This is a genomic window from Paenibacillus sp. ClWae2A, assembly GCF_032452295.1.
Lineage (GTDB): Bacteria > Bacillota > Bacilli > Paenibacillales > Paenibacillaceae > Paenibacillus.
Window position 1 is genome coordinate 85,390 of record NZ_JAULSQ010000010.1, and the last position, 16,435, is coordinate 101,824.

The following is a 16,435-nucleotide window of genomic DNA, read 5'->3' on the forward strand; positions in this document are numbered from 1 at the left end:
AATATGATTGATTGGACTGGAATGCCCAAGCTGACCCAAGGCAAAAGATACATGTGATCCGATTAAACTAGTCGAAGTATGTCGAATAACATCGTTTTTTTAAGGTTTTTTTAAGGTGTACTCCGTTATGCTGATTAGAATGTATTCGATTGATATTGCGGAGGGGGAGACATGTAATGGTTTCAGTGGGGGGAGCAAGTAAGAAATACAAAAAATTTCGAAGAATGGCACATCTATTTCTAGCCATCATTCTTTTTATACCATCCTTGATAGTTGGAGGTGGTGTAACTTCGGCTGCTTCCGGCTGGTCGATCATTGATGGGAATGGAGCAACTGGCATTAACGTAAATCCAAGCATGAGGGGTGAAAGGCCTGCCATCGTGGAATGGAATGGTGAGATTTATGTGGCGTGGAAAGAAACTATTCCGAGTACACCTACGATTAGCCAAATCAGAGTTAAAAAGTTTGATGGCTCAAACTGGGTTAGTGTTGATGGGGGTCACCCAACACTTGGTTTAAACTACGATGTTAGCAAAGATGTCGTATCTCCGACCCTCGCCGTATATAACAACGCTTTATATTTGTCTTGGTCGGAAATGAAGACTTCTTCTATTGGTCAGATTCGGGTCAAAAAGTATGACGGCACGAGCTGGACAAATGCTGAAGGAGGAAGTGTAGAAGGAATCAATGGAAGCCCCTCAATAAGCGCGAGTACTCCCAAGTTGACTGAATACAATAATGAGTTGTATGCAATCTGGACGGAAGCAGCTAAGATTCGCGCGAAGAAGTACAATGGCACTACGTGGACAAGCCTCGACGGGGGAGGAACAGACGGATTGAATGTGAGTCCAGGCAGTGGAGCAAGTAACCCCGTCATGGTTGTATATGGTAATGATTTATATGCACTATGGTCTGAACGAGTGAGTAACGGCTTCAATACGGTGCGTGCTAAGAAGTATGATGGAAACAATTGGATAGTAGTTGACGGTGGAGCTGGATTAAACAAGGTTAGTTGGAACAACGCTATAACCCCAGTCTTAAGTGTTATCAATGATCATCTCTATGTAGCATGGGTAGAAGCCCGCGGTGGTCAATATAGCACGGATGATCAGATTCGTGTAAAAAAATTTGATGGCAGTACTTGGACAAATATTGATGGAGATGGCGAATATGGCATCAACGTAAATATAGGGATGAGAGCTTTTGAAGTTCAGTTAGCGAGTTTGAATAATGAATTATATGCCATTTGGTCCGAATATTCTGGAGTGACGAGTAACGCTAGTGCTATTTTTAAAATTCGTGTAAAAAAATATGATGGAAATGGATGGGTTCTAGCCGAAAACGGAAGAAATGGTGGTCTAAATGCATTTGGAACTAAAACCGCTAGCAATCCTGCCATAACAGCAATGAATGGAGCGCTGTACGCGGTGTGGGACGAGAATGACAGAGCAGTGGTCAATATAAGGGCAGCGCAATTCACGCCGCCACCTCCACCAAGCGTCACCAGTGTTACTGTGAACCCAATTGCGACGAGTACGATGCAAGGTGGCAGCAGACAACTATCAGCCGTTGTTAATGCAGTAGGGGATGCGCCAACGACAGTGACATGGAATAGTAGTGATGTCACGAACAAGGTAGCAGTAAATGCTACGGGCTTAGTTACTGTTGCACGGGACGCAACACCAGGGAATTACATCATCACGGCGAGTTCCACGTTTGATAGTACCAAAACAGCAACCGCAACCGTTACGGTGACATATGCACCAGCGGTTCAGAGCATAACGGTTAGTCCAAGTACTGATAGCTTGATGCAGGGGGAGAGCACCCAGTTAACTGCAACAGTTGTAGCCGTAGGTGGAGCGCCAGACACGGTAAGATGGCATAGCAGTGATCTCAGTAATAAAGTAACGGTAGATGCAACGGGGAAGGTAAGTGTGGCATCGGATGCTACACCGGGTGACTATACCATTACAGCATCTTCCTCATATGATACTTTCATGAGAGAATCTGCGGTCATTACGGTGACCTATGCGCCAGCTGTTAATAGCGTTAGCGTTAGCCCAGATACCGACAGTTTGATGCAAGGAGAGAGCAGACAACTGGTAGCAACGGTAAACGCTGTAGGTGGGGCGGGAGCAACGGTGACATGGGTCAGCAGTGACACGGACAACAAGGTTGAGGTAAGCGATACTGGCTTTGTGACGGTTGCCGCAGATGCTGTGCCAGGTAATTACACGATTACGGCAACTTCGACGGTAGACAGCAGTAAGGTGGGGACTGCAACCATTACGGTGACGTATGCACCAGCAGTAAACGGAGTTATCGTTACGCCTGATCCAGCCAGTATTGTACAGGGAGATGGTATACAGTTAGAGGCAATCGTTGAGGCAGTTGGTGGAGCTTCGACGGAGGTAACATGGAACAGCAGTGATCTAACTGGCAAAGTTGAGGTAAGTGATACAGGCTTTGTAACGGCTGCAGCAGATGCTGTACCAGGGGACTATACGATGACAGCTACATCAATTGAAGACGGAAGTAAAACGGGAAGGGCAACCGTTACAGTGACGTATGCGCCAGCTATTCACAATATCACTGTCAATCCGGAAAGTGCTAATGTCGCACAAGGAAGAAGCGAGCAACTCACTGCCACGGTAACTGCGGTAGGTGGAGCCGATCCTTCCGTGATGTGGGCGAGCAATGATTCTAGCAACAAGGTAACTGTAAGCAGCATGGGTAATGTTAGCGTTGCTTCCGATGCTGTCCCAGGTGACTATGTGATTACAGTAACATCCGTGTACGATCTAACCAAGGTTGCAACGGCAATCATTAAAGTGACGTATGCACCGGCTGTGAACAGCGTCATTGTTAACCCGGCTACGGACAGCCTTATGCAGGGAGAGAGCAGACAACTGACGGCAACGGTAGATACCGTAGGCGGAGCCGATGTAACGGTGACGTGGAGCAGCAGCGATGCAACCAATATGGTGAAGGTCAGCGATACAGGTTATGTTACGGTAGAAGCCGATGCTGAGCCCGGGGAATATACCATTTTCGCGACCTCGACAGTAGATATTAGTAAAAAAGGTAGCATGGTTCTCACGGTGACAGCAGCTCCAACGTATACGATTGCTCCAATTGAAGATCGCACACTGGAACCACTATTGCTCGATTACGAGTCTGGTACTCAGGAAACGAACACCGTGTCCATTCAACATACGGGTACAGGAGATTTGATTCGTTTATCTGCATCCCTGAGCGGGGATGATTCGGATGCCTTTGTTATCACGCAGCCGGATACTGAATTGACCGCTGGAGATCAGACAGAGTTCACTTTGCGTGCCAAAGATGGATTGCCAGCAGGAACATATACAGCTACAGTTACTTTGACAGCAGATCAGATGCTGCCTGTCACTTTCAAGGTAACACAGGCGGTAAATCTGCCTTATGCGCCGGCCAACCCTCGGAATCTGACAGCTGAACCTGGGGATGGTCATGTAACGTTGAAATGGGAAACGGAACCCGAAGTAGAGTACCGGATTTATATGGCAACAGACGATGATCCTGACCATAGGGTTGAAATTACAGACGAGGCATCGTCACCTTATACCATTCCTGAGTTGGTTAACGGTAAGAACTATTACTTTGTCGTAAAAGCAGAGAATAAGGGAGGTCTTAGTGAAGCCTCCAATCAGGTCAGCGTTACTCCATCAAGCGTTCCGGGGGCGCCAACAGATGTGACGGCGACTCCGGGCAACGGGCAAGCTACAGTGAGATTTACAGCGCCAGCCCATGATGGTGGAAGTCCAATTACGGGATACGAGGTGACCGTATTTCCTGGGAACACGGTAATTACAGGTACTGCTAGTCCAATAACAGTACCAGGATTGAGTAACGGAACAAGCTATACGTTTACGGTGAGAGCCATTAACGGTGCAGGCAAAAGCAGAGACTCGGCGAAGTCCAATGCAGTTGTGCCAGTTGCAGCCTCAGTTCCGCCAACCAATCCGCCTGTAACAGAAGCTCCATCGACCACACCAGTAACGCCAGTCACACCACCGACAACAGCAACGACGAAAGGTGTCGATATTCTAGTTAATGGAAAAGTGGAGAATGCTGGACAAGCGACATTATCCCGACGTAATCAACAAACGGCACTGACCATTGTTGTGGATCAGCAGAAGCTGAACGATAGATTAGCAGCAGAAGGGCAACGTGCTGTTGTTACGATTCCAATCCGTCAAACGTCTGACATCTTCGTTGGTGAGCTTACTGGCGAAATGATCAGGACGATGGAAGCTTATCAAGCTATACTGGAATTCCAAACGGAGCAAGCTTCATATACCGTTCCTGCAGGGCAAATCCGCATTGGGGAGATTGCGAGCCAAGTTGGAGGGTCTAATGACTTACAGGGAATCAAGGTACAGATTGAAATCGCAGCTCCGACCTCAGTTCAATCGGACATTGTAGGGCGCGCAGTCGCTCAGAATGAGTTAACACTGGTTGCTCAGCCGCTTAATTTTACAGTTAATGCCGTTTATGGTGACAAGTCTGTTGAAGTCAAAAATTTTGATGTTTATGTTGAGAGAACGATAGCTATTCCATATGACGTAGATCCGAACAAAATTACAACTGGCGTTGTCGTGGAGCCAGACGGATCAGTTCGCCATGTCCCGACCAAAGTACGTCAAAACAATGGCAGATACGAAGCTCAAATTAACAGCCTGACCAATAGCACATATGCCGTGGTGTGGCATCCGCTACAATTTGATGACGTCACGAATCATTGGGGGAAAGATGCTGTAAATGATATGGGATCTCGCATGATTGTGGAGGGCGTTGGCAACGATACCTTCAATCCTGATCGAGCCGTGACCCGTGCAGAGTTCGCCGCAATCATTGTTCGTGGTCTAGGGCTTCGTCCGGAGAATGGGGAAACGCCATTTATGGATGTACAGACCGAGGATTGGTACAATGGTGCTATCCGTACAGCACATGCTTATGGGCTGATCAACGGCTTCGAGGATGGCACCTTCCATCCTAACGAAACCATTACGAGAGAACAGGCGATGGTCATATTAGCGAAAGCGATGACGATTACTGGGTTGAAAGACAACCTGAACACAGAGCCTTTAGATGCCACGCTCCAGTCATTCCAAGATGAGACTACTGTATCCGCCTGGGCACGCAGCAGTGCAGCGGACAGCGTGAAGTCAGGTCTTGTGCAGGGGCGCAGCCAGTCTTTACTAGCACCAAAAGGTAAGATTACACGTGCCGAGATTGCCACGATCATGCAAAGATTGTTACAGAAGTCGAATCTAATCTAGTGATCGTTAAACTTTTGGGTATAGTAATTTGTAAGGTACAGTACAGGGAAGCTAGAAAAGCGGAATGAGTACTTATTAGTACTCATTCCGCTTTTTTCCCATTCAGGGTGTACAGTGGATTCATAATATACCTAATCTTCCTTATTTCCCGGCATGAGAACACGTTTCATGAAGAGAGACAGGACGAAGCCTAGCACTGATAAAAATATGGCGACTAGAAACACATGTTGTATACCTTCGGTCAGAGACAATACCGCATTCGCCGAGTTGGCCTGATCTGTAGATTGCAGCAGTGATTTATTTGCAACAATAGACATAATACTTACCGCAATCGCGGTACCAATTGCACCTGCCACTTGCTGAACCGTATTCATAATAGCGCTACCGTGCGGATACAGATAAGGAGGCAGTTGGTTCAGACCATTCGCTTGAGAAGGCATCCATACCATGGAAATACCAATCATCAAGAAAGTATGAAGCAGTATGATGTGAGTAAGGCTATCTGTTGCTGTAATTCCTGAGAGAAGCCAGAGTACAACGGAGATGACCATTAACCCAGCAGGTACAACCCATCTTGGACCATATTTATCAAATACTTTTCCCATAATAGGCTGCATAATGGCGTTGATAATTCCTCCCGGTAACAACACAAGTCCTGCAGAGAACGCATCCAGACCTTGAACTCTAATCAGATACATGGGTAGCATGAGCATGGCTGCCATCATCACCATTACCGCAAGCATAAGCATGACAGTACCCATCGTAAACATCGGCTGCTTGAATGCTCTTAGATCCAACATCGGGTGCTTCATCCGCAATTGTCTTATGGAAAATAAGATAAGGGATAATACGCCGATGAATAATGAAATGACAACCGTAGGTGATGCAATGCCTCCTTCACCTTCGCCTGCGCTGCTCAAAGCAAATACGATTCCGCCGAAGCCAAGTGTCGATAAGAGGAGTGAGAAGATATCAATTTTAGGTTTGGTCACATTCGTAACACTGGAGGAACAAACCGGACACCGGCACTAAGATACCCAGAGTTAATAAGTAACCTGTTGTCAGCCACTGGGCTGTTGATGCGCTAATATTAAAGAGAAGAATGAGATTACTGAGCGCAATGTTTAAAGCCGTCTCGTTGAACATACCAATAAAACCAGCTAATAGTAAGGCAGTCATGATGGGGATGATTTTATACTTTTGAACGGTGGTACTCTGATTTTGTGTCGTATTTGCTTGCAATCTTTCCACGCTCCTCAGATAATCTTGTTTTTGAGGATATTAAAGATATTTGTTATCTTTAATATGGCGAAAAAAAACGCATAACAAAAAAAGCCTATACTTGATAAGAATCAAGTAGAAATATGTAGACATGATTAATCGTTTATCACTCACCCCTTTTGTTAAATAGATGATTCCCAGGCTCATTTTATTTAGATAAATTCATTTTGGGAGGGATGTATCCAAGTAGTCTGGCTATTTTCGTGATTTGTCCTCGATGATGGAATTCATGGGTTGTGCAATGTGTAAAAAGCCATAATTCACTTAATTCGGCGGTTTCACTCATCCAACTGGCTTGAATGTCGGGGTTCCAGTTGCTTGTAAAATCCTGCAGGAATTCGTCAACGAGCGAATCTGTCACCTCAAATAATTTACGCATCTGCTGAACATCTCGGATGGATTCTGGTTTTATTTTGGCCATGGATCTCCCAAGACCACGAACACCTAACCATACGCGATAACAATCTGTAACATGAACATGCAGGTTACGGATTGAATCTCCACCTAAAGCTTCTACCGGATTAATATACGCTGTGGGGGACATGTTTTCACACATTCGGAAGAGGGATTCCCTTGTTCGTTTAATCATTTCGTACTGACTTTTTAATACATCCATGTTTATTGATCTCCTTTCTAACTGTACTGTCTGTTGTATGTCGAACCGCAATCTCGAACAAGGTCTGACATTGTCTGGTTACTCAATTAAAGATTACATGTGTCTATAATATATGCAATGTATCATGATGTCAAAAACACATATTTAGCTACTCCTTGATGGGTTAAATAAAGTGAATGAACAGGAATGAACAGATGGCAAAAAGAAATTAGGTTTAAATGTGGATAATGAAGTTGTCTTGCGCCAAGCAGTGGTTTTATAATGGTACATTCAAGATATTTAAGATATTCATTCCTATGTAGTTGACTTTGTTTATTCAGGCGAGCGGGAGAAGTATGCTTCTCTCGGGGGTGTGATATAATCGGTTACAGATGATTTAACATTTTCGGGATAAAGAATTTCCCTAGTATGCATAGAGAGGTTTTGGATATGACGAAAGACAATTTTTGGCGTGAATTGCCACGACCATTTTTTATATTGGCACCGATGGAAGATGTGACGGATGTTGTGTTTCGGCATGTCGTAAGTGAAGCGGGCAGACCGGATGTGTTTTTTACGGAGTTTGCGAACACAGAGAGTTATTGTCACCCGGAGGGGCACCATAGTGTGCGTGGACGGTTGACGTTTACAGCGGATGAACAGCCGATTGTGGCTCATATCTGGGGAGATAAGCCGGAGTTTTTCCGCGAGATGAGCATTGGTATGGGGAAAGAAGGCTTTAAAGGCATCGATATTAATATGGGCTGTCCGGTAGCGAATGTAGCGGAGAATGGAAAAGGAAGTGGATTGATCTGCCGGCCAGCCCTTGCGGCGGAGATTATTCAGGCGGCGAAAGCCGGGGGGCTGCCGGTCAGTGTGAAAACGCGTCTCGGATTTACTGAGGTCGATGAATGGCGCGACTGGTTAACTCATATTTTGCAGCAAGACATCGTGAATCTGTCCATTCACTTACGAACGAGAGAAGAAATGAGCAAAGTAGACGCTCACTGGGAACTGATTCCGGAGATTAAGAAACTTCGTGATGAGATAGCACCAAATACACTGTTGACCATTAATGGGGATATTCCTGACCGTCAGACAGGCCTGAGACTCGCGGAGCAATATGGTGTGGATGGAATTATGATAGGACGCGGTATTTTCCAAAATCCATTTGCTTTTGAGAAGGAGCCAAGGGAGCATAACACAGAAGAGTTCCTTCATCTACTGCGGCTGCATCTGGACCTGCATGATCAATATTCTGAGCTTGAACCGCGTTCGTTTAGCCCGCTGGCCCGTTTTTTCAAAATCTATGTCCGTGGCTTCCGCGGGGCTAGTGAGCTGAGAAACAGCTTGATGAACGCTAAAACGACTTCTAAAGTACGTGAATTGCTCGATGAGTTTGAAAGTAATGAACAGGCGGAGTAGAGTAAGACGAAGAAAACGAATCGTTGTCATCATGGATACGGAGTATGATTCAGGTAGATTTAATAGAAAAAAAGAAGCGGTAACTTTTCCGCTTCTTTTTTTTGCTTTGCTGTTTAACGCGTATACTCTGGCTTCTCTATAGCGACTGGCTGAGGATTGGAAAGCACCCATAATACCGCCAACTCGGATAATCTGGCAGGCGCATCAAAATCGTATCCATTGCGAAGCCTGCTGACCAAGTCTGTTGCCTCTTGGAGCAGAGCCGGGGCGAGTGGCGCACCAGTGCCTAGGTGACGAATCAGTGCATCCAGCATCTTGCGATACTCCGCATCCCAGTTTCCTCCGCCATTATCCAATACTTCATGGGACACACGTCCTGTGATGCGAATGACCTCTCCCTGCACCGTTTGAGCGTGGCCTTGGGCCGGGATAAGATATTCCCACAGCTCTTGGTGCTGCTTGGGCCAAGTGGTTGCCTTTACCTGAATGGGTGCAGTCCCATCGTGCATGATCCGATTCGCTACCGGCTCGACATCAAATAACTGGTACAGTTTGATCAGCGCGTCTGAAACTCCATCGACCTTGTCCTTATTGAACTTCTCACGGACGAATTCAAAATCCTTACCGATCCGCTTCACCGATTCTTTCATATCCGGGGTGACCGATGCTCCGGCATCCAGAAGAATTGCGGCAATCTCTGCCAGATTAACTATATCGCTATTCCTACAATTGACTAACCCCTTAGCTAATGGCGTATTACCCTGTTTATTTTCTACGTTAATCGTAGCGCCCTGGTTTACCAACTCTTGAACCACTTTGGTTCGATACCCACTGACCGCTGCATGTAACGGTGTTTCATTTTGGTAATCCACAGCGTCCAGATCCGCACCTAATTCAAGGAACAGGGGTACATTTCCTGACCAGTGTGAGGCATGGGCATGTAAAGGCGTGCGTTGATATTTGTCACGTGCATTAATATCTGCCCCTTGCTCTATCAGCCAGCGGACCAATTCATCCGAAATATGCCGAAAGCTGAGGGCCGTACCTTTGCTGTAACCCCCGCGGGCAACCCATTCGCATTGCTCAAAGACTTCTTTTACGGTTGCGATATCATTATCTTTAACGAGTTTTTCCATATGAGCAGGTAAGGTTGCTTTCTTCGTAGCCATTACACTCTTCCTCTCCTTTGTGAATAACAACGTAAGTTCCAATGGTAGGTTATGACGATTTAATAGTAAGTAGATAATTTTCTGCAATTTTATCACATAGGGGATTTTAAAACCAATAACTGGGTTTCTTCCATCGTCAATTTGGTTTGCTATGTTATAATTTAGGTGAATGTTGATACTGGAGACGGATTGAAAAATATTTGAATGATCGCCGCAATTCATGCGGTAGGCTTTTAATAATAGGAGGATCTATGTCCTGGAGTAAATTGAAGCAACAACTGGAGAGTTTTCTTAGTCCTGCGTTAGTTGGAAGGGTGGAGTACCGTGCTACCAGCTATCGCTATTCACCTGATAAATCAGGCAATTGTTATATTACTGTAGATAAAAAGAATGTACTCAACATGAGCGATACTACAACCCCAATCCGATGGTATCAGACAGAGCAGGAGATCAAGAATGATCAGAATATTGTGATTCCTGTGAGCGATGAAGAGATTGAAGCTATCCGAAAAGATTCCAAAGGACCCGTTCCCGAGGATCGTATTAATGTCATGGCTAGAAGTAGAAAAATCTCTGTACATGCCAAAGAGCTTTTGGTGGCTCAGACCGCACTCAGTAAATCGAATTTTACCGTTGCAGCCACGACATATTTATCAACTTCTATAGAGGATAATCTGGAGAGCAAGGATATCTTGTTTAATATTCTGGCTTTAATGGACAGACGAGTTGGCAAAAAGCGAATCCTGAACATGTCCGAGCAGATCAAGTTAAAGCATCCAGCTGTACAGTATTTCTATGAAATACGGCGTAGTACGTTGTGACATTGAATAACTTTTGATATAGCTTTTAACTATAACTAGTTATGGTTTTTAAGTATCCCTTCTAACTGCTCTCGGCGTGATATGATCAATGTATACAACAAGGGGGTTTTTTAGATGACTGATAAGTTCCAGATCGTAGGAAGTTTATTGCGGCCGGATGAGCTGTTGAAATATAAAACGCAAATTGAGCATAACGATGATATCCAATATCCGTTCTATGAAAACTACGAAGGATATGAGAAGTGCGAGACGGAGGCAATCAAACAAGTTGTCGCAAAGGAAATCGAACATAACTTGTCCGTGGTTACCGATGGCGAATTTTCCAAATCGATGTGGCATTTAGACTTTGTATGGGGATTTGGCGGCGTGAAGCGTTACATCGCGGATCATGGTTATTTTTTCAGAGATGTGGACGGAACGTCGAAATATGAAACACGCAAAGATATTGGACTGCGCATCACTGACAAATTGAGTGGGAAAAATCATCATTTCATTCAGTTGTTCAAACAACTGCAAGACACGGCTGGCGAGCAACAAACGAAACTTTGTGTACCATCGCCTTCCCATATTTTCGGTGAGCTTTCCTGGTCGGATAACATTGGCGGTACGGATTCTGTATATCAGAACAAACAGGAACTCAAAGAGGGCCTTGTGATCGCGTATAAGGAATTCGTCGAAGAATTCGCTGCTATAGGCGGTAAAATTCTACAATTCGATGATTGCTTGTGGGAACTGTTTGCAGACGACAATCCGAACTCTCCGTTTACAGGGGAGCATATTAATCAAGATGAAGTAAAGGGTCTCGCTACCGAATTCATTGATATTAATAATACCGTGATTGACTTTGGTCATAGCCTTGGCTTGAAAATGTGGACACATAACTGCCGCGGCAATTATGATTCCCGCAACATGGGCGGTGGATCATATGTGAAAATCGCTAATCTGTTCCTGAAGCAATTGAAGTATGACCGTTTTTTCCTGGAGTGGGATGATGATCGTGCGGGTTCAATTGAAGCTCTGGAAGTGTTCAAGGACAGACCTGAAACGGAAATTGTACTGGGTCTGTTGTCATCCAAAACGAGTACACTCGATGATGAAGCACGTGTTGTCCGTTTGCTGGACGAAGCTTCCAAAATCATCGATAAGGATCGGCTGCTGCTGTCTCACCAATGCGGCTTTGCATCTTGTGATGGCGGTAACGAATTAAGCGAAGCTCAGCAATGGGCGAAGATTGATCAGGGGCAGAAGATTGCGAAGCAATATTGGAACAACTAGATTGAAATAACACTATTTTGAATTAAAGAGATGACTCGTAGGGCCGTTAATGGACCTTTGAGTCATCTTTATTTTTTATTTAGCGTGAAAGAACTTTGAATCTAGCCCCTTAATGAGTAACTGGGATGGAGCTATTTTTTACTATCATCGCTGCGAAACGGTTATGCAATCGAATTGCATATCAGGTATCATGTTCGTTCATATGAAGTGTATAATTTTGCTGGGATATATTACATAGATAATCGAGGATTCGATAAACGAATAATCCATATAAAGATAGGATGTACAAAATGATTTGATATACGTGGTAGAATTGACTTCGCAAGTGCTATCTAAAGCTCCACCATGATATATTGACTGATGTTTAAGATGTATAAAAGTATCTTCCAGATGGCGAAGTGGCGTATATCAGACATGTGGGAAAGCACATAAGTAGACGAATGAACACATGCTTAACCATCCCAAATGTAAAAAGAGCCATGCAACAGCATGGCTCTTACATATATCGTGAGAGGGCAAACCTCATGTTTTAAACAACAGGTGCATTCTGTTTCTTGAAGTATTGTTCAATTAGAAACGCGAGCATCGGTCCGGGCTCAGCCTTCTGTAATTGAGCCTGATTACCAAATTCCATGAGATACGGCTGTTCCGTAGTACAAGGAGTCCAATGAGGCATCAGCTTTCCGGTGGAGTCCGGACCGTTTGGATCACCTGTAGCAATAAAATTGGATAAATAATTGCACATCTGGCGGGCCAGATCATAATGCTTGCCTGTGAAAGGCCGCCAGCATTTGGCAAGTGTTTCGAAGAAGAACCACAGATCAACCGAGTGAAAAGTGCCTGGCTGATCCCAGCCCGGAATCTCGGCGTCGAAGTTATAATAGTAGAGAGGCGTTTCAGACGGATGACCGCTGTTCGCGCGGATGGCGAGCAGAATGGCATGTTGGATCATGCGGACCGATGCTTGTTGCAGAGCATGTTCGATTTGGCCGGTATCAGCCTCACATAGCTGCAAAAAGGCAGGAGCATCCTCGCCAAATAGCTCCACAGCCATCTGCTTCAGTTCTTCCAGATTGGCTGCGGCGGGACGGGTCCAAAATTCGGAAGACGTATGCCCCAGCATTACGGGTATCGCCTCGCGCTCCTGCTGAACAAAACGAGTAAACGGATCGCCTGCGCAGAATTGTTCGTCGATGACGGTTCCCCAGAAGCTTTTGTATTCGAGTGCTTTGTCACGGAGATATTCAGCATCCAGTTGTCTCGCCTCAGCCAGGGAAGATACGCCCAGGAAGCCGAAAAATTCAACCCCTGCTTGCTCTGCATCCCTTAGTGTGGAGCGGACAGAAGGCACGCGGACCTTCGGGTACAACTCGGTAGCTATACCGCTCATGATGACGGCTCGCTGGAACAAGCCTTTATTTTGCGGAGAGGTCATCTGGCTGAGTACACTTCCTCCGCCTGCTGACTGTCCGCCGATGGTGATCTGGTCTGGATCACCGCCAAAGGCGGCAATGTTGCGTTTGACCCACTGGGTACCTGCTTGCTGATCGAGATGACCGAAGTTGGCGGGTGCATGGGGGGATTCGGCACTAATCTCAGGATGGCACAGGAAGCCAAAGGCATTCAGCCGATAATTAATCGTCACAACGACAATACCTCTACGAGCGATTCGCTCGCCATCAAATTCCATTTCGGCTGTATGGCCGACTTGCAGGCCCCCACCAAAATACCAGACAAAGACAGGCAGCTTCTCGTCCGTGCGTTTGGCTGGTGTCCAGACATTCAGATACAGGCAATCCTCGTTCATGGGCAGGTCGGGATCAACGGCCCATTCGCGGGTATAAATATTGTTATCATCGATGACTGTTGGGGCTTGCATCGAGATGGGGGCAAAATCAAAAGCTTGCAGTACACCTTCCCAGTTCGATTGCGGCTGCGGAGCGCGCCAGCGGTTCTCACCTACAGGAGGTGCGGCAAAAGGAATTCCCTTGAAGCTGGTAATCCGCGGGTCCGCCGCGGGCAGTCCTTGCACTTGTCCATGTTCTACCGTAACCATTCTAAGCATACAACATTCTCCTCTCTGGATTTAGCGTGTAAGCGTTACCGAACATCTGATCAACGTGGCATTAGAAAGGGGGAATCAAGGTTGAATCCGATTTGGCATGAGAGCAGTAGAGCAAGTCATTTGTATTTTATCAGCGGTGGTCACAAGCCGGCCAACGCTCACCAATGGGGGCCAGGTGTACGTGACGTTTATGCGCTGCACTATATTATCCGCGGCCAAGGGACGCTGGAGACGGGCGGGCGCGTTTTTCGGCTAGTTACGGGGGAAAGCTTTATCATATTCCCGCAAAAAGAGATTTACTATTATCCAGACCCGCAAGATCCATGGGAGTACGTCTGGGTGGAGTTTAGCGGTGAGGATGCCGGGCGGTTGCTTGGGCTGACGCAGCTCTCAGAGGTACAACCCGTGGTGACGGTCTCGCCGGAGACACTGCAGCCTTTTTTCCACCTTGCCTGGAACGCGGGTGCATCATCCTATGAATTGCTACGGGCGGATGCACGTTTGCGTCTGCTGCTCTCCTACTATATGGAACATTATCCGAAGGAGCCGCAGGTGGACGCCAAGGATTATGTCTGGCTGGCGAGAAAGTACATCGAGCAGAACTATTGGAAGCCAACATTGACCGTCACGGAGATCGTAAAGGCAGTTAATCTGGAGCGCAGTTATTTGTTTCGTCTGTTTAAGGCAGCAACCGGCAAGTCTGTTTTGGAGTATATTACATCCTGCCGAATCGAGCGCGCCTGTGAACTGCTGAAGACGTCAGGCCTGCCGATTCAATCGGTAGCCTATTCTGTCGGCTACAATGATCCGTTATATTTTTCCAAAGTATTCAAGAAAGTAACTTCACACACGCCAACAGCGTACATGACGCTCCACCGGACGAAGGTATAAAGTTAACGGAACAGGGCGCAGTTTCCGGACTCTCGGAAATAACGGATCAGCTTCTCAATAGGCTCGCGTCCACAGTTCAGCTTCACTCCTATACAATCAATGCACAGAAATTGCTGGGCAGAGCGCGAGATCAATTTGAGGTAGATGCCCACATCGTCTGAAGAGAGCGGAACCTGACAGGAGGTGCACAGGCGATGTTGAGCCATCTATTTCACCAGTTTGGCCCGGACGACGAGGCAATCATGTGCTGCGACAACGGGAGCGAAGCGTTCACGGAATACGCCAAGTTCTTTATGTTCCCAGCAGTCATACAGGGACAGGGCGTAACCGGCAGCGTAAGGCAGACCCATATCCCAAAATTGCAAAGACAATTCCCGCTGGCTGTCACTCAGGTTGAAGAAACCAATAGCTAGATCTCCATCTGTGAGTACCTTCACCAGCATAAATACATCGTCCGTGTGAAACCATTGCGGTTCTGGTTTAATGCGGTAAGCTCCGCGTGCTTCTACATCCTGATTGATAGCGATCAGGTCAGGATTCAGGAGAATATCCTTTGTAATCTGGTTAGCCTTGCGCACGTCACATCCGATCATTAATGGGGAACCCATGATGGACCAGAGTGAGAAGTGGGTTTTATATTCGATGTCGTTGCATCCGCCGATGCTGCCAATATAATCATTGTTGCTTCCACCGTACATACCTACAATCAGCATATCCATGTCGTTATGGCAGAAGGAGCCGGTGTAGCTTTGTTTTCCCAATTGAGACAGGGCAAGTTCCTTCACTGAATCCCAATTGTCGCGGATATCGCCGGTAGAGCGGTACATATGAGCGCCCGATTCCCGAATCCAATCGTATACATCGTCGGCTCCCCAGTTGCAGGCGGAGAACAGGATATCGCGTCCGCAGTTTTTGAGCGCAAGGCTCATCCGTTTGTACAGCAGCTCTCCTGAGATATGGCGCGGCTTGAAGCAGTAATCATACTTCAAATAATCAACGCCCCATTCGGCAAAAAGGGCAGCATCCTGGAATTCATGCTCGAAGCTGCCTGGATACCCGGCACATGTATGTGTACCCACGCATGAATACATGCCGAACTTTAGTCCTTTGCTATGGATATAATCAGAAAGCGCTCTCATTCCACTCGGGAATTTCTCCGGGTCAGCCACCAGATTGCCGCTCGCATCACGTTCCTTCAGGCTCCAGCAATCATCAATGACAATATACTCGTAGCCAGCGGCCAGATAACCTTCCGATACAAACACATCAGCGACATCCCGAATTAATTGTTCGTTAATATCCCACGTAAAGGTATTCCACGAATTCCAGCCCAGGGCAGGGGCAAAGCCTAACACTTGATTGTTGCTCCTTCTCACGCATCCTTCCTCATCTCGGTTTTGTTAACAATAATATACTGAACATAAACGATGAGCGACGTTTCCTGCCATAGCTTAACGTTGCTTGGACATGGACATATGTTGCTCTGCTTGTGCTGGTGGAATTAGCTCTTCCAATCAGACTCTGGGAAGGTATTCAGAAGTTGCCAGTAGAAACACAAGAAAGGAAAAATGCCTGTCTGCGCAGAAGTT

General features: G+C 46.3%; 10 protein-coding genes and 1 pseudogene. 5 read left to right on the plus strand and 6 right to left on the minus strand.

What is annotated here, in order from left to right; translation table 11 throughout:
• Nucleotides 1–176: 176 nt before the first annotated feature.
• Nucleotides 177–5,324 carry an Ig-like domain-containing protein gene (locus tag QVE09_RS23865; RefSeq protein WP_315938816.1) on the plus strand — a complete coding sequence of 1,716 codons (5,148 nt, stop codon included), beginning with the start codon at nucleotides 177–179 and terminating at the stop codon, nucleotides 5,322–5,324.
• Nucleotides 5,325–5,455: 131 nt separating this feature from the next.
• On the opposite strand, the pseudogene QVE09_RS23870 reads toward QVE09_RS23865, so the two are convergent.
• A pseudogene (locus tag QVE09_RS23870) lies at nucleotides 5,456–6,503 on the minus strand (MFS transporter).
• A gap of 250 nt (nucleotides 6,504–6,753) precedes the next feature.
• Nucleotides 6,754–7,221 carry a DinB family protein gene (locus QVE09_RS23875; protein ID WP_315938817.1) on the minus strand — a complete coding sequence of 156 codons (468 nt, stop codon included), beginning with the start codon at nucleotides 7,219–7,221 and terminating at the stop codon, nucleotides 6,754–6,756.
• 429 nt (nucleotides 7,222–7,650) lie between these two features.
• Between QVE09_RS23875 and QVE09_RS23880 the strand changes: the two genes are divergently transcribed.
• A complete protein-coding gene (locus QVE09_RS23880; RefSeq protein ID WP_315938818.1) occupies nucleotides 7,651–8,625 on the plus strand; it encodes a tRNA dihydrouridine synthase in 975 nt (324 codons plus the stop codon).
• A 113-nt stretch (nucleotides 8,626–8,738) separates the two neighbouring features.
• Here QVE09_RS23880 and QVE09_RS23885 read toward each other — a convergent pair whose 3' ends face one another.
• A complete protein-coding gene (locus QVE09_RS23885) occupies nucleotides 8,739–9,794 on the minus strand; it encodes an ankyrin repeat domain-containing protein (protein WP_315938819.1) in 1,056 nt (351 codons plus the stop codon).
• A gap of 251 nt (nucleotides 9,795–10,045) precedes the next feature.
• On the opposite strand from QVE09_RS23885, the gene QVE09_RS23890 reads away from it, so the two are divergent.
• Nucleotides 10,046–10,615: an SF0329 family protein gene (locus QVE09_RS23890; protein ID WP_315938820.1), complete on the plus strand. Its 570-nt coding sequence runs from the start codon at nucleotides 10,046–10,048 to the stop codon at nucleotides 10,613–10,615.
• A 114-nt stretch (nucleotides 10,616–10,729) separates the two neighbouring features.
• On the plus strand, nucleotides 10,730–11,890 hold the full coding sequence (locus QVE09_RS23895) for a uroporphyrinogen decarboxylase/cobalamine-independent methonine synthase family protein (RefSeq protein ID WP_315938821.1): 1,161 nt from the start codon (nucleotides 10,730–10,732) through the stop codon (nucleotides 11,888–11,890).
• 529 nt (nucleotides 11,891–12,419) lie between these two features.
• Here QVE09_RS23895 and QVE09_RS23900 read toward each other — a convergent pair.
• Nucleotides 12,420–13,955, minus strand: coding sequence for a carboxylesterase/lipase family protein (locus QVE09_RS23900; protein WP_315938822.1), 1,536 nt, complete (start codon nucleotides 13,953–13,955; stop codon nucleotides 12,420–12,422).
• An 81-nt stretch (nucleotides 13,956–14,036) separates the two neighbouring features.
• Here QVE09_RS23900 and QVE09_RS23905 point away from each other — a divergent pair, with 81 nt between their 5' ends.
• Nucleotides 14,037–14,846 carry a helix-turn-helix domain-containing protein gene (locus QVE09_RS23905; protein ID WP_315938823.1) on the plus strand — a complete coding sequence of 270 codons (810 nt, stop codon included), beginning with the start codon at nucleotides 14,037–14,039 and terminating at the stop codon, nucleotides 14,844–14,846.
• Between the two features lie 2 nt (nucleotides 14,847–14,848).
• Here QVE09_RS23905 and QVE09_RS23910 read toward each other — a convergent pair whose 3' ends face one another.
• Together QVE09_RS23910 and QVE09_RS23915 are read right to left on the minus strand one after the other, a co-directional pair.
• Nucleotides 14,849–15,052: a hypothetical protein gene (locus tag QVE09_RS23910; RefSeq protein WP_074093540.1), complete on the minus strand. Its 204-nt coding sequence runs from the start codon at nucleotides 15,050–15,052 to the stop codon at nucleotides 14,849–14,851.
• Nucleotides 15,053–16,222, minus strand: coding sequence for a glycoside hydrolase family 27 protein (locus QVE09_RS23915; RefSeq protein WP_315938824.1), 1,170 nt, complete (start codon nucleotides 16,220–16,222; stop codon nucleotides 15,053–15,055).
• Between the last annotated feature and the right edge of the window lie 213 nt (nucleotides 16,223–16,435).

Excerpts from the sequence above, each read along its gene's own strand:
- QVE09_RS23885 (WP_315938819.1), bottom strand. The coding sequence starts at position 9,794 with ATGGCTACGAAGAAAGCAACCTTACCTGCTCATATGGAAAAACTCGTT.
- QVE09_RS23900 (WP_315938822.1), bottom strand. The coding sequence starts at position 13,955 with ATGCTTAGAATGGTTACGGTAGAACATGGACAAGTGCAAGGACTGCCC.
- QVE09_RS23910 (WP_074093540.1), bottom strand. The coding sequence starts at position 15,052 with ATGGCTCAACATCGCCTGTGCACCTCCTGTCAGGTTCCGCTCTCTTCA.
- QVE09_RS23890 (WP_315938820.1), top strand. The coding sequence starts at position 10,046 with ATGTCCTGGAGTAAATTGAAGCAACAACTGGAGAGTTTTCTTAGTCCT.
- QVE09_RS23880 (WP_315938818.1), top strand. The coding sequence starts at position 7,651 with ATGACGAAAGACAATTTTTGGCGTGAATTGCCACGACCATTTTTTATA.
- QVE09_RS23895 (WP_315938821.1), top strand. The coding sequence starts at position 10,730 with ATGACTGATAAGTTCCAGATCGTAGGAAGTTTATTGCGGCCGGATGAG.
- QVE09_RS23875 (WP_315938817.1), bottom strand. The coding sequence starts at position 7,221 with ATGGATGTATTAAAAAGTCAGTACGAAATGATTAAACGAACAAGGGAA.
- QVE09_RS23865 (WP_315938816.1), top strand. The coding sequence starts at position 177 with ATGGTTTCAGTGGGGGGAGCAAGTAAGAAATACAAAAAATTTCGAAGA.